Here is a 14,074-nt window from a genome sequence, read left to right as displayed (position 1 = left end):
TCCGTTGTCCGTGCCGGGGCAGATCCGATCAGACGGGCGTGGCGAACACATACGCTTCCGCTACAGCGTGCGCCCGCGGTGCCGTGTCGCGGACGGATTCGCGGATACCGCTGCTCATAGACTTCACAGACCGCCCTGCCCGCGTTGGACCGGGTAGGAAGCACCTCTCGGTAGCGAGTTCGATCGTTCGGTGGCCGGCTTGCCGGTGGCGACACACATAGCGGAACACAACAGTTCCCCAAGAGACAACGACCGTAGCGACACACGACAAACATCAGGCAGCCGACAAGCGCAAAAAAGGCGTCAATGCAGGCACGCGGCCCGTAAAGGACCCGTCAATGTGTGCGGACCACAGACCGCGCGGCTCGTAATTTCGATCCGGTTCGGCAGCAGCGGCCGATCGGCCGTATCGCGCTGCCCCAGGTTTTCGGAACGGAGGCGGAAGTGTCGATCCTGACCTTTCTCGTGGTCACGGTCGCGGTGTTCGGTGTGCTCGGATTCGTGCAGCGAATGGTGGAGCGCCTGTGAACATCGTCAATGCCGTGGGGTTGGTCCTGGCCGTTGCGGTAACCGCGTTCCTGGTGGCCGCCCTGCTGTTCCCCGAGAGGTTCTGAGTGAGTACCACCACCGCCGGGCTGCTGTTCGTCGCCGCCCTGGTGATCGCGCTGGCTCTGGTGCACGTGCCCCTCGGGGACTACATATATCGCGTCTACACCCGCACCGGGCATTCCCGCGTCGAACGGGGGATCTACCGGCTCATCGGCGCCGATCCCGACCGTGAACAGACCTGGGGTGGGTACGCCCGCAGCGTGCTCGCCTTCTCCGCGATCGGCCTGCTGTTCCTGTACTTCCTGCTCCTGGTGCAGGACAGATTGCCGCTCGTGCCCGCCGGCCCGGGCACACCGATGACCGCCGCCCTGGCCTGGAATACGGCGGTCAGTTTCGTCACCAACACCAACTGGCAGAACTATGCGGGCGAATCGACCCTCGGTCATATAGCGCAGGCGGGCGGACTCTCGGTCCAGAATTTCGTCTCGGGCGCGGTCGGTATGGCCGTGGCGATGGCGTTCGTTCGTGGATTCGCCCGGTCGCGCACCGGGACCCTGGGGAACTTCTGGGTCGACCTGGTGCGCGGCACCCTGCGCATCCTGCTACCCCTCGCGACCGTATCGGCCGTGGCGCTGATCGCGGGCGGCGTGATCCAGAATCTACGCCTGCACGATCAGGTGGCCACTACGCTCGGCGGCGCACCGCAGACGCTGCCGGGCGGGCCGGTCGCGAGCCAGGAGGCGATCAAGAATCTGGGTACCAACGGTGGCGGTTTCTACAACGCCAACGCGGCTCATCCCTTCGAGAACCCGGCCACCTGGACCAACTGGCTGGAGATCTTCCTGCTCATGGTCATCGCCTTCTCGCTGCCGCGCGCCTTCGGGCGCCTGGTCGGCAGTCCGCGGCAAGGTTACGCCGTCACCGCCGTGATGGCCGTGCTCGCACTGCTGAGCATCGGATTGGTCAATGTGTTCCAGCTCCAGCACCACGGCACCGTGCCGGCCGCGGTCGGAGCGGCGACCGAGGGCGTCGAACAACGCTTCGGCGCGGCGAATTCGGCGACCTTCGCCGGCGCCACCACGCTCACCTCCACCGGAGCCGTCGATTCCATGCACGACTCCTACACCGGCCTCGGCGGCATGGTTCTCCTGTTCAACATGCAGTTGGGCGAGGTCGCGCCGGGCGGCGTGGGGTCCGGGCTGTACGGGTTGCTCGTCCTGGCGGTGATCACCGTCTTCGTCGCCGGGCTGATGGTCGGGCGGACACCGGAGTATCTCGGCAAGAAGATCACACCCCGCGAGATCAAGCTCGCCGCGGGATACTTCCTCGTCACGCCGGTGATCGTGCTGACCGGCACCGCCGTGTCCATGGCGCTGCCCGGACCGCGCGAGTCCATGCTGAACTCCGGGCCGCACGGACTTTCCGAGGTGCTCTACGCGTTCACCTCGGCCGGTAACAACAACGGGTCGGCGTTCGCCGGCCTGTCCGGCAACACGGACTGGTTCAACACCGCGCTCGGCCTGGCCATGCTCTTCGGCCGCTTCCTACCGATGATCCTGGTACTCGCGTTGGCCGGTTCGCTCGCCCGCCAGGGCAGCACACCGGAATCCGACGGGACACTGCCCACCCATCGACCACAGTTCGTCGGCCTGGTTGTCGGCGTCACGCTGATCCTGGTCGCGCTCACCTTCCTGCCCGCGCTGGCGCTCGGGCCGCTCGCGGAGGGACTCCACCACTGATGTCCACCCACACGCTCGAATCACCCGGTTCGGCAGGTCCGAAGTCCACGAACAAAGCGGTTCGTGGTGGTCTGCCGGCCCCGCGGATGTTGCTGAAATCGCTGCCCCAGGCGCTGCGGAAACTCGACCCCCGGACACTCTGGCGCAATCCGGTGATGTTCATCGTGGAGATCGGCGCCGTCTGGGCGACCGTGCTCACGATCGCGGAGCCCACCTTCTTCGGCTGGGCCGTCGTGGCGTGGCTGTGGCTGACGGTGGTCTTCGCCAACCTGGCCGAGGCGGTCGCCGAAGGCCGCGGCAAGGCGCAGGCCGACACCCTGCGCAAGGCCAAGGCCGATACCGTCGCCCGGCGGCTGCGCGAGTGGACGCCGGGCGGACCCCTTACCGAAGAGCCGATCCCGGCGCCGGAGTTGCGGCGCGGCGATCATGTCGTGATCGAAGCGGGACAGGTCGTCCCGGGCGACGGGGACGTGGTCGAGGGAATCGCCTCGGTGGACGAATCCGCCATCACCGGCGAATCCGCGCCGGTGATCCGGGAATCCGGCGGCGATCGGTCCGCGGTCACCGGCGGGACCACGGTGCTGTCGGACCGTATCGTCGTCCGGATCACCCAGGAACCGGGGCAGAGCTTCATCGACAAGATGATCGCCCTGGTGGAGGGCGCGGCCCGGCAGAAGACGCCCAACGAGATCGCGCTCAACATCCTGCTGGCGGCTCTCACCATCATCTTCGTGGTCGCGGTGGTGACACTGCAGCCGCTGGCGATCTACTCGAAGGCCGGTAACCCCGGGGTGCCCGACGGGCTGGCGCTGGGCGCCCACGGGGTCACCGGGATCGTGTTGGTCTCGCTGCTGGTGTGCCTGATCCCCACCACCATCGGCGCCCTGCTCTCGGCCATCGGTATCGCGGGAATGGACCGGCTGGTCCAGCGCAATGTGCTGGCCATGTCCGGTCGCGCGGTCGAGGCGGCCGGGGATGTGAACACCCTGCTGCTGGACAAGACCGGCACGATCACCCTCGGCAACCGGCAGGCTGCGGATTTCATCCCCCTCACCGGGGTGGACGCCGCCCGGCTGGCCGACGCGGCGCAGCTGTCCAGCCTCGCCGACGAGACCCCGGAGGGCCGGTCGATCGTGGTCTACGCCAAGAATGCGCACGGCCTACGGGAACGCACGCCCGGCGAACTCGCCCACGCGCAGTGGGTTCCGTTCAGCGCGACCACCCGGATGTCCGGTGTGGATGTGGATTCCCATCAGCTCCGCAAAGGCGCGGCCAATTCGGTATCCGACTGGATCCGCAGCCGGGGCGGCACAGTGCCCGTCGAACTGGGCACCGTGGTCGACGGTATCTCCGCGGCGGGCGGTACCCCCCTGGTGGTCGGCGAGGTCCTCGACGGTGATGCCCGTGTGCTCGGCGTCATCCATCTGAAGGACGTCGTGAAGCAGGGCATGCGGGAACGGTTCGACGAAATGCGCCGGATGGGTATCCGCACCGTCATGATCACCGGGGACAATCCGCGGACCGCGGGGGCCATCGCCGACGAGGCCGGGGTGGACGATTTCCTCGCCGAGGCCACGCCGGAGGACAAACTGGAATTGATCAAACGCGAGCAGGCGGGCGGGCGGCTGGTCGCCATGACCGGGGACGGTACCAATGACGCCCCGGCCCTGGCCCAGGCCGATGTCGGGGTCGCCATGAACACCGGGACCTCGGCGGCCAAAGAAGCCGGGAACATGGTGGATCTGGATTCCGACCCCACCAAGCTGATCGAGATCGTGGAGATCGGCAAACAGCTGCTCATCACGCGCGGGGCACTGACCACCTTCTCGATCGCCAACGATATCGCGAAGTACTTCGCGATCATCCCGGCCCTGTTCGTCGGGCTGTTCCCCGGTCTCGACCTGCTGAACGTCATGCGCCTGGCCAGTCCACAATCGGCGATCCTGTCGGCGGTGATCTTCAACGCGCTGGTCATCGTGGCGCTGATACCGCTGGCCCTGCGCGGTGTGCGGTACACACCCGGGAGCGCGTCGAGTCTGCTGACCCGCAACCTGTCGGTCTACGGGCTGGGTGGGATCGTCGCGCCGTTCCTCGGGATCAAACTCATCGACCTGATCGTCCACTATCTGCCCGGGATGTCCTGATATGCCTCTCTCCGATCTGATCCGTCAGCATCTGGCGGCGCTGCGCGCCCTCCTGGTGCTGACCCTGGTGACCGGTCTGCTCTATCCGGCCGGGGTCTGGGCGGTCGGGCAGTTGCCCGGCCTGCGCGACAAAGCCGACGGTTCACTCATCGAAACCGACGGCCGCGTCGTCGGCAGCTCGCTGATCGGCCAGTCGTTCACCGACGCCGACGGCGCGCCCATCGCGTGGTACTTCCAGAGCAGGCCGTCGGCGGCCGGCGACGGCTACGACGGACTGGCTTCCGGCGGAAGCAATCTCGGCCCGGAAGATGTGGTCGATACGCCCGCCGACCCGGCCTTGCGCGCCGCCGGCGACGATCCGGAAACAGCCGGTTTCGCGCCGAGCCTGCTGACTCGGGTGTGTACCCGAAGCCGGGAGATCGGCGCGCGGGAGAACGTGGACGGGGCACGACCGTTCTGTACCCCGGGCGGTGTCGGCGCGGTTCTGGCCGTGCTGGGCACTTTCCATCACGACGGGACGGTGACACCCGAACGAGTGGTCAGCGTCAACGAACCCTGCCCCACCCGCCCCGGCGCCGCACCGGCGGTGTTCGCGACCGAGTACCAGGGCGTCCGGATCGAATGCGCCCGCTACGGCGAGGACTACTCGGCCGGGCGGATCGTGCCGGTGGCCGGGGACGCTCCCGCGGAACCGGCGGTCCCCGCCGACGCGGTGACCGGCAGCGGCAGCGGTCTGGACCCGCACATCTCCCCCGCCTATGCCGATATCCAGGTGCGCCGGGTCGCTGCGGCCCGGGGCGTCGATCCGGCGGCGGTGCGCGAGGTGGTGGCGGCGCATACCGCGGGCCGCGACCTGGGATTCCTCGGTGAACCCCGGGTGAACGTGCTCGAACTCAATCTCGACCTGGACCGCCGCTATCCCGCTCCCGCCGCGGACGGCGCGTGATCGGAGTGTGGGATGACATGATGCCGACGTGAGCACGACACCCGACCGCACCCCGGGTGAGCTGCGCATCTATCTCGGCGCGGCCCCCGGGGTCGGGAAAACGTATGCGATGCTCGGCGAGGCACATCGCCGGCTCGGCCGCGGCCAGGACGTGGTGGCCGCGATCGTCGAGACACACGGGCGCGCGCAGACCGCGGAACTGCTCGAGGGCCTCGAGCAACTGCCCCGCATCGCGATTCCCTATCGCGGGACGGTGCAGTACGAACTGGATGTGGACGCGGTCCTGCGGCGGCGACCCGAACTGGTGCTGGTGGACGAACTGGCCCACACCAACACCCCGGGCAGCCGCAACCGTAAACGCTACGAGGATGTGCAGGAGTTGCTGGCCGCCGGGATCGATGTGGTCTCGACGGTCAACATCCAGCATCTGGAGGGCCTCAACGATGTGGTCGAGCAGATCACCGGCGTCGTCCAGCGCGAGACCGTACCGGACTCGGTGGTCCGCGCCGCCGACCAGATCGAACTGGTCGATATCGCCCCGGAGGCACTGCAGCGGCGAATCGGACTCGGCAATGTCTACGCACCGGACCAGGCCGATGCCGCACTCGCCCACTACTTCCGGCGCGGCAACCTCACCGCGCTACGCGAACTGGCGCTGCTCTGGCTGGCCGACCAGGTGGACGCGGCTCTCGCGAAGTATCGCGCCGACCATCGGATCACCGATACCTGGGAGGCCCGGGAACGAGTGGTCGTGGCGGTCACCGGCGGCCGGGAATCGGAGACGCTGGTCCGGCGGGCCGCGCGGATCGCGGCCAAGTCCAGTGCCGAACTGCTCGTCCTCCATGTGGTCCGCGGCGACGGGTTGACCGGTGTGGCGGCGCCGCAGATGGCGTCGGTTCGGGAACTCGCTGCCCATCTGGGCGCCGAACTGCACACGGTGGTCGGTGACGAGGTGCCCGCCGCCCTGCTCGATTTCGCGCGCACCGTCAACGCGACCCAGCTGGTAGTGGGCACCTCCCGGCGCTCCCGCTGGGCGCGGATGGTGGACGAGGGCATCGGTGCGGAGGTGGTGCAGCGCTCCGGCAAGATCGACGTGCACATGGTGACCCACGAGGCGGCCGGCCGTCGGCGCCGCCGGCGGCGGCCGCGGCCCCGGACGCGCCGGACAGCGGCCTGGGTCGCCGCGTTCGTGGTGCCCTCGGCGATCTCGGCACTGCTCGCGTCCTGGCTCGACCGCTACCTCGATCTGGTGAGCGAGAGCGCGCTGTACTTCGTCGCGGTGCTGGCGGTCGCCCTGTTCGGCGGCGTCCTGCCGGCGATCGCCGCCGCGCTGCTCGCCGGGCTGCTGCTCAACGTCCTGTTCACCGATCCGCGCTACAGCGTCACCATTCAGGAACCGAACAGTTTCCTGCCCGCGGTGCTGCTGCTGGTCGTCGCGGTCGCGGTGGCGATCCTCGTCGATACCGCCGCCCGGCGGGCCGAACAGGCCGGTCAGGCATCCCGGGAAGCCGAACTGCTGACCCTGTTCGCGGGCTCGGTACTGCGCGGCGCCGATCTGACCGCGCTGCTGGACCGCCTGCGCCGGACCTACGCCCAGCGGGCGGTGAGTCTGCGGCACCACACCGACGGGGTGATCGCCGCGGTGGGCACCGACCCGCCCGAACGCGCCGATACCGCCGACACCGCGGTGGAAGTGAGCGACGGCGACTACTGGCTGCTCCTGGGTGGACCGACCCTGCGCGCCCGGGACCGGCGCGTCCTGGAAGCGGTCGCCAACCAGGCCGTGGGACTCGTCCAGCGGCAGCAGCTCACCGAGGAGGCCAATCAAGCGGCCGCGCTCGCGGAGGCCGACCGGTTGCGGCGTGATCTGCTCTCCGCGGTGAGCCACGATCTGCGCACTCCGCTGGCCGCGGTCAAGGCCGCCGTGTCGAGCCTGCGCTCCGACGATGTCGAGTTCTCCCCCGAGGACCGCGCCGAACTCCTGGCCACCGTGGAGGAATCGGCGGATCAGCTCACCTCGCTGGTCGGCAACCTGCTCGATTCGTCACGGCTGGCAGCCGGCGTGGTGCGGCCGCGGATGCAGCCGGTGTACCTGGACGAAGTCGTGCACCGGGCGCTGGTCAGCGTGGGGGTCAGCCCGCGTGGGGCCCGCCGCGGTTCCCTCGACCGGGTGACGGTCCAGGTGGGGGCGGTGGCGGTACGGGCCGACGCCGACCTGCTGGAGCGCATCCTGGCCAATCTGATCGACAACGCGCTGCGCTATGGCGCGGACTCCCCGGTGAAGGTGGATGCCACCACGGCCGACGGACGGGTGATCGTCCGGGTCGTCGATCATGGACCCGGTCTGCCCGGCATCGATTCCGAGCGGGTGTTCGATCAGTTCCAGCAGCTGGGCGACCGGGACAACACCAGCGGGCTGGGGCTCGGGCTCTCGGTAGTGCGGGGGTTCGCGGTCGCCATGGGCGGCGTCGTCACCGCCACCGACACACCCGGGGGTGGGCTGACAGTCACCGTCGACCTGGCGGTCGCGCCCGGTAACGTCGACGAGGACATACCGGCGACGGAGGTGCGGTGATGAAAACTCCCCCGGAGCAGGATGCCGGACCGGCCGCGGATGCGACCGTCCTCGTGGTGGACGACGAACCGCAGATCCTGCGCGCCATGCGGATCAATCTGTCGGTGCGCGGATACGAGGTGGTCACCGCGTCCACCGGCGCGGGCGCGCTCCGCGCGGCCACCGAACGCCGGCCCGACGTGGTGGTCCTCGACCTCGGGTTGCCCGATATCGACGGTATCGAGGTGCTGGCCGGGTTGCGAGGCTGGTCCCGGGTGCCGGTGATCGTGCTCTCCGCCCGCACCGATTCGGCCGACAAGGTGGACGCCCTCGACGCCGGCGCCGACGACTACATCACCAAACCGTTCGGCATGGACGAGTTCCTGGCCCGGTTGCGCGCCGCCCTGCGGCGCGCGGCGGCCTCGGCCGAAACCGACGAGCCGGTGGTGGTGACCGATTCGTTCACCGTCGACCTGTCGGCGAAGAAGGTCCTCAAGGGCGGCATCGAGGTGCATCTGACCCCCACCGAGTGGGGGGTGCTGGAGATGTTGGTACGCAATCGCGGCAAATTGGTGGGCCGCTCCGAGCTGCTGCGCGAGGTGTGGGGGCCGGCCTATCAGACCGAAACCCACTACCTCCGCGTCTATATGGCCCAATTGCGGCGCAAACTCGAAGACGACCCGTCCCGTCCACGGCATCTGCTGACCGAACCGGGTATGGGACACCGGTTCCGGCAGTAGCGCCGCGGCTCAGGGCGTGACGATCGGGAACTGCGGATCCGGAACATCCAGCAACCCGATGAACGTGTCGAGCAGGCTCCGGTCACCGGCGATCGTCACACCCTCGAAACCTTTACCGCTCACCGCGTTCAGTAGTTGTCGCTTGGTCAGCGTCAGCGTGAGGTCCGCGGGCCCGACGGCGGGCGCCTCGGGTGTGGGGGTGCGGTGGGTGAGCGCGCCGTGGGACAGGGTGATGCGGTGGACGATGTCCTCGTCGGTCAGTTCCCAGTCCATGGTGAATCCGGTCGCGGCGGCGCGCAGGCCGTCGATCCGGACCGCGAGGGAGTCGATGATCATCTCCGGCGTCAGCGCGGTCATCATCTCGGGGCTCGCCGATTGGATCGGGGTCGGGGTCGGGCCCTTCCGCAGTTCCTGGGCGCCCGTCAGATAGAAGTTGCGCCAGGTGCCGTTCTCGGCGCCGTGGCCGAGCCGGTCGTAGACCCGGGCCAGTGTCTCCTTGGCGTCCTCGTGGCCGGGTTCGGCGAATACGGCGTGGTTGAGCAGGGTCGCCGCGAACCGGAGATCACCGGCGTCGGCGTACTCCCGGCCCTTGGCGACGAGCGCCTCGATCCCGCCGTAGTCGGCCACATACCGCTGCGCCAGCGCGACCGGCGGATGCTCCCACAGATGCGCCGGATTACCGTCGTACCAGCCCATGTATCGCTGGTAGATCGCTTTGACGTTATGGCTGGTGGAACCGTAGTAGCCGCGGTTGGACCAGACCCGGTCGAGCTCGGGCGGGAATTCGAACCGTTCGGCGATCTCCGGCCCGGTGTAGCCCGCATTGGTCAGGCGCAGCGTCTGATCGTGGAGGTAGGCGTACATATCGCGCTGGTTCGCCAGCCACGCCGTCCAGCGCTCCCGCCCCCAGGTGGGCCAGTGGTGCGAGGCGAACGCCACATCGGCCTTGTCGCCGAACCAGGCGATGGCCTCGTCGAGATACTGTGCCCACACGCGGGAATCGCGGACCACCGCGCCGCGCAGGGTCAGCACATTATGCATATTGTGGGTCGCGTTCTCGGCCATACAGAGCGCGCGCCGATCGGGGAACAGGAAGTTCATCTCGGCCGGGGCCTCGGTGCCCGGGGTCAGCTGGAACACCATCCGGACCCCGTCGATCTCCTCTTCCTGCCCGGTATGCGTGATATCGACGGTGGGCGGGATCAGGGTGATGGTCCCGGTGGAGGTCGTCATCCCCAGTCCGGCCCCGATCTGGCCGTCGGGCGCCTTCGGGAGCGCCGCCCCGTACATGAAGACGGCCCGGCGGTTCATGGCATTACCGGCGTAGACGTTCTCACTCACTGCGTGTTCCAGGAATCCGGCGGGCGCCAGGATGGGCACCGGCGGATGACCGGCCGGCACCGCCGCCCGCGCGCCGGCGAAATGATCCGCGTGCGAATGGGTGTAGATCATGCCGGTGACCGGCCGGTCACCGCGTTGCGCGCGGTACAGGGCCAGGCCCGCGGCGGCGGTCTCCTCCGACAGCAGGGGATCGATCACGATGACACCGTCGCGACCCTCGACCAGCGTCATATTCGACAGGTCCAGGTTGCGGACCTGGTAGATGCCCGCGGTCACCTCGAACAGGCCCTGTTTGCTACACAGTTGTCCCTGTCGCCACAGGCTGGGGTGCGCGGTGTCCGGGCAATCACCGTCGAGGAATTCGTAGGCGCCGATGTCGTAGACCACCGAGCCGTCCGCGGCCGTCACCACCGGCGGATCGAGTTCGGCCATGAATCCGCGGGTCGCGTTGCCGAAGTCGGCGGTGTCGTCGAAGTCCAGTTCCGTGGTCATCGTTACCTCGCGATCTGTCGGCCGGCTCTCGGTTTCCGGTGCGGTCACCTTCCGCAATCGCGCGCCCGGGGCCGCACAGGAACGGCGGTGTCGGCGCACCGGAATATCCACGCTAGGCAGCGGCGGCCGCCCGCTGTATCACCTACGGCGGGTGAACTGCCCGCTCATCGCACCCGGGGATCGCACGACCCGTGCGGAAGTGGATGTGGGCCCGGCGCGCACTCGCTACATCCGAGCCGGGTAAAGACGGATGCCTCCGACCCGCTGCGACCCGTGCCGAGGTCTCCGCGCCGCTCTGCGTACCGCGAACGTCGACCGACGGGCCCGAGTCATCCCCCGCGGGTGATGCCCGCGACCCGGCCGCGACGCAGACTATGGGATGTCGCGACCGAACTCCCACCGGAGGATGTGATGACCGACCGAGCGCGCGAGCCGAAGCCGTCGCTACTATCCCGGATCACCGTCAACCAGTGGCTGGCGCTGGTGCTGACCGTTGTCGCCGTGATCTTCGTCGTCGAGAACCGCGACCATGTGGAGATACATTTCCTGCCCATCACCGTCACCTCGCCGATGTGGCTGATCCTGCTGGTCATGTTCCTGATCGGGCTGGTGGCCGGGCTGCTGATCCGCCGGCGCGGCCGGCGCTGACACCGGCGTCACCAGCTCGCCGGCCACTCCGGTGCGCCCGGATCCCGAGGTCGCCGAATCCGTCACAGGCCACCGATCCCCTTGCCCAGGACGACGGCGCCCATCACCAGCAGCATCATCGCCATGACCACATGGTTGTTGGCTTCGAGCCAGACCCGGCTGCGGTCCAGCACACCGCGTAACCGATCCGCCGCGACGGCGTACCCGACCACGACGCCGAGGACACTGGCCGCGGCGAGCACCGTGAACACGACCACGGCCACGATCTGCGCGCCCACCGCCGACCCACTCGCCCCCACCGCCACCCCCGCCGATACGCACAGCAGCAGATTCTTCGGGTTGACCGCCACGAGTGCGGCGCCGAGCAGGACCGCCTTCCCGGCGGTCAGCGAATCGATACTCCGCATCCACCCTGGTGGGGCGGTATCGGCACGGCGTCGCCACTGTACGAGAGCCACCGCCAGCAACAGCAGTCCCAGCACGATCCGCACCCACGCCGCGGCCGCACCGGGCGCGGAGTCGGCGGACAGCCCGATCGCGGCGGCGAGTGAGGCGAAGACGACGGTGGCGAGCAGGATGCCCGCGGTCCAGCCGGTGGCGAAACCGCCCGCCGCCGCGGACGCGTTTTTCGACAGAATCATCAGGATTGCGATCACGATCGGAATCGGTGAGATCGTCACCCCCACCGCCAACGGAAGCAGATCACCCAGGACCACCACGCGCGGGGCTCAGGTCTGCGGCCGCCAGGTCGCGATCGCCCAGATCACCACGATGTTCAGGGCGATGATCAGGACCGACCACCACGGGTAGTACGGCAGCCACAGGAAATTCGCCAGGATCGAGAGCGCGGCGATACCGATCGCCAGGCCGCGACCCCACGCCGTCCCCGTGAGCAGGCCGAGCGCGCTGATGATGAGCACTATCCCGAGGACGAGATGGATCCAGCCCCAGGTCGTGATATCGAATTCGTAGGAGTAGTTCACGCCGACGACGAACAGTTCGTCCTCGGCGACGGCGGCGATCCCTTCCAGTACCGACAGTGCGCCGACGGTCAGCAGCAGAATCGCCGCGGCGACCGAGGTACCGGCCGCGACGCCCTGTCGTACCGGGGACCGGCCGGAGGTGCTCGTCATCGGCTCCCGTGCAGTAGTCATCTCCACTCCTTCCGCGCGCAGGTGTGCGTCGACTCTCGCGTGGGCGCGCGGGGTTCACCTCACCCGTCGCGGGTGAAACCCGGTTCACGGCGCCGGGCCTGCGGCCGGTGCCTCGTCGTCCGGTTCGGCGGCGGGCGCCCGATCACTGATCAGCACGTCCATCCACCGCGTCGAGGGATCGATATCGAACAGCAGCGCCTTGGCCAGCAGGGTGAGCGGAATGGCCAGCAGCGCCCCGAGCGCGCCCAGCACCCAGGACCAGAACACCAGGGAGAGGAAGGTGACCGTGACACTCAGACCGACCGCATCGCCCACGAACTTCGGCTGGATCACCGACTGCACCACCACGTTGAACACGCAGTAGAGCACGATCACCCACACCATCCGCGAGAAACCGCCGTCGAGCAGGGCCAGCAGCGCGGGCGGGATCAGCCCGATCACGAATCCGATGTTCGGAATGTAGTTGGTGATGAACGACAACAGTCCCCACAGCACCGGGAACGGGACCGCGAGCAACCACAGCGCCACACCGTCGAGCACCGCCACGATGAGCCCGAACACCGTCGAGACGATCAGGTATTTACGGGTACCGGCGGCGAAGGTATTCAGCGCGTGCGAGATATCGGGCCGCATTCCGGCCACCACGGTCATCCGGCGGCCGATGGTCATCCCGTCGAACGCCATGAACAGCAGCAGGGCCAGCACGAACAGCAGGTTCGAGAAAACGCCGGCGAGTTCGCGCAGCGCGCCCTCGAGCACTTCGACCAGTTTGCCGAAGTCGAAACCGCTCAACGCCTGCTGTACCCGGTCCTGATCGACATCGAACCGTTCCAACAGCGAGCGGACCTGATCGAACAGCGCGGAGAACTGGTCGGAATAGTCCGGCAGCGCGGTCGCCAGCTGGGCGGCCGACAATGCCATCGCGCCGACCAGGCCCAGGAGCACCAGATACACCACCGCCAGGGCCGCGAGCATCCCCGCCCACGCCGGTGCGCCACGGTGCTGCAGCCGGGTCTGGATGGGCTGTGCCGCGATGGCGAACATCAATGCCAGGAACACCGGGCCGAGCACTCCGGAGAACGCCTTCGCACCGGTGACGGCCACCACCGTGGCCGCCGCGACGAGCAGCACGATCAGGCCTCGCGGGATCGCCCACTGCGCCGCCGCCCCCTTCGGTGCCCGCCCGGTGCCTTCGCGTCCCGCCGCGCCCTCCGGTGCCGGTCCCGGCCCCTCGGGTATCGATCCCACATCCTCCGGTGCGGGTCCGGCGGCCTCCGATCCGGGATCGCCGGAGCTCGCAGTGGTTCCGGTCACGACATGGCCTTGGCCTCGAGCCGTTCGAATTCACTCCCGGTGACCATGCCCTCGGCCGGCAGCCGCTTCGCCTCGGAGATCTGGGCGGCCGGACTGATCCCGGCGGTCTGCTGGATGTACTTTCGCTGCGCCGCCCCGACCTGCTCGGCGTCCGCGGACGCGCGGTCGATCATCCCCCGGCCGCGCACGATCAAGTACACCACGGAAGTCAGTAGCGGCAGCACGATCAGCAGCAGATAGGCGACCAACACGAAACTCACCACGATCAGCCAGAGCGCTTCCCAGAAGGACATGGCCCACCTCGCTCGCTTTCGGATATCGGGTTTCCGGTGCCGGCGACCGGTCCACGCTATGGCCGGCGCCGGGCCACCCGGCTCACCCGATGCGGATGATTTCGACCGGATACGCCCTGGTAACAGGTTGGTTCACGACCCGCTGGGAGCCCTCGCGGCT

General features: G+C 68.5%; 13 protein-coding genes. 8 read left to right on the top strand and 5 right to left on the bottom strand.

Annotated elements, in window-relative coordinates:
• Positions 1 to 342 precede the first annotated feature (342 nt).
• Genes NGR01S_RS31930 through NGR01S_RS10560 form a run of 7 tightly spaced genes read left to right on the top strand, consistent with a single transcriptional unit; the run spans position 343 to position 8,672 of the window.
• Entirely contained in the window at positions 343 to 528 is a 186-nt protein-coding gene (locus NGR01S_RS31930; RefSeq protein WP_063036008.1) for a hypothetical protein, read from the top strand.
• The gene (gene kdpF / locus NGR01S_RS10585; RefSeq protein ID WP_063036007.1) at positions 525 to 614 is read left to right on the top strand and encodes a K(+)-transporting ATPase subunit F; all 90 of its coding nucleotides are present in this window, start codon (positions 525 to 527) and stop codon (positions 612 to 614) included. The genes NGR01S_RS31930 and kdpF overlap by 4 nt, the downstream gene beginning before the upstream one ends.
• The gene (gene kdpA, locus NGR01S_RS10580; RefSeq protein ID WP_063036006.1) at positions 615 to 2,288 is read left to right on the top strand and encodes a potassium-transporting ATPase subunit KdpA; all 1,674 of its coding nucleotides are present in this window, start codon (positions 615 to 617) and stop codon (positions 2,286 to 2,288) included.
• Complete coding sequence (kdpB, locus tag NGR01S_RS10575; RefSeq protein ID WP_063036005.1) at positions 2,288 to 4,432, top strand: potassium-transporting ATPase subunit KdpB; 2,145 nt, start codon at positions 2,288 to 2,290, stop codon at positions 4,430 to 4,432. The genes kdpA and kdpB overlap by 1 nt, the downstream gene beginning before the upstream one ends.
• Before the next feature lies 1 nt (position 4,433).
• Entirely contained in the window at positions 4,434 to 5,378 is a 945-nt protein-coding gene (locus tag NGR01S_RS10570) for a potassium-transporting ATPase subunit C (RefSeq protein ID WP_063036004.1), read from the top strand.
• 28 nt (positions 5,379 to 5,406) lie between these two features.
• Positions 5,407 to 7,953: a sensor histidine kinase gene (locus NGR01S_RS10565; protein ID WP_063036003.1), complete on the top strand. Its 2,547-nt coding sequence runs from the start codon at positions 5,407 to 5,409 to the stop codon at positions 7,951 to 7,953.
• Positions 7,953 to 8,672 (top strand): response regulator, encoded by a 720-nt coding sequence (locus NGR01S_RS10560; protein ID WP_063036002.1) that lies wholly within the window; start codon positions 7,953 to 7,955, stop codon positions 8,670 to 8,672. The genes NGR01S_RS10565 and NGR01S_RS10560 overlap by 1 nt, the downstream gene beginning before the upstream one ends.
• A 9-nt stretch (positions 8,673 to 8,681) precedes the next feature.
• Here the strand turns inward: NGR01S_RS10560 and NGR01S_RS10555 are convergent, their stop codons facing one another.
• Positions 8,682 to 10,505 carry an alkyl/aryl-sulfatase gene (locus tag NGR01S_RS10555; protein WP_063036001.1) on the bottom strand — a complete coding sequence of 608 codons (1,824 nt, stop codon included), beginning with the start codon at positions 10,503 to 10,505 and terminating at the stop codon, positions 8,682 to 8,684.
• 411 nt (positions 10,506 to 10,916) lie between these two features.
• On the opposite strand from NGR01S_RS10555, the gene NGR01S_RS10550 reads away from it, so the two are divergent.
• The gene (locus NGR01S_RS10550; protein WP_063036315.1) at positions 10,917 to 11,153 is read left to right on the top strand and encodes a lipopolysaccharide assembly protein LapA domain-containing protein; all 237 of its coding nucleotides are present in this window, start codon (positions 10,917 to 10,919) and stop codon (positions 11,151 to 11,153) included.
• 62 nt (positions 11,154 to 11,215) lie between these two features.
• On the opposite strand, the gene NGR01S_RS10545 is transcribed toward NGR01S_RS10550, so the two are convergent.
• The 4 genes from NGR01S_RS10545 to NGR01S_RS10530 form a co-directional block, all read right to left on the bottom strand.
• Complete coding sequence (locus NGR01S_RS10545; protein WP_063036000.1) at positions 11,216 to 11,872, bottom strand: GAP family protein; 657 nt, start codon at positions 11,870 to 11,872, stop codon at positions 11,216 to 11,218.
• A gap of 9 nt (positions 11,873 to 11,881) precedes the next feature.
• The gene (locus NGR01S_RS10540) at positions 11,882 to 12,307 is read right to left on the bottom strand and encodes a DUF7144 family membrane protein (protein WP_063036313.1); all 426 of its coding nucleotides are present in this window, start codon (positions 12,305 to 12,307) and stop codon (positions 11,882 to 11,884) included.
• A gap of 84 nt (positions 12,308 to 12,391) precedes the next feature.
• Positions 12,392 to 13,456 (bottom strand): AI-2E family transporter, encoded by a 1,065-nt coding sequence (locus tag NGR01S_RS10535; RefSeq protein ID WP_245664550.1) that lies wholly within the window; start codon positions 13,454 to 13,456, stop codon positions 12,392 to 12,394.
• 161 nt (positions 13,457 to 13,617) lie between these two features.
• A complete protein-coding gene (locus NGR01S_RS10530) occupies positions 13,618 to 13,914 on the bottom strand; it encodes a hypothetical protein (RefSeq protein ID WP_063035999.1) in 297 nt (98 codons plus the stop codon).
• Positions 13,915 to 14,074 lie beyond the last annotated feature (160 nt).

This window comes from Nocardia grenadensis NBRC 108939, from assembly GCF_001613445.1.
Taxonomy (GTDB): Bacteria; Actinomycetota; Actinomycetes; order Mycobacteriales; family Mycobacteriaceae; genus Nocardia; species Nocardia grenadensis.
Note: the sequence above shows the minus strand (reverse complement) of the source record. Positions and strands in the feature narration are given on the sequence as shown.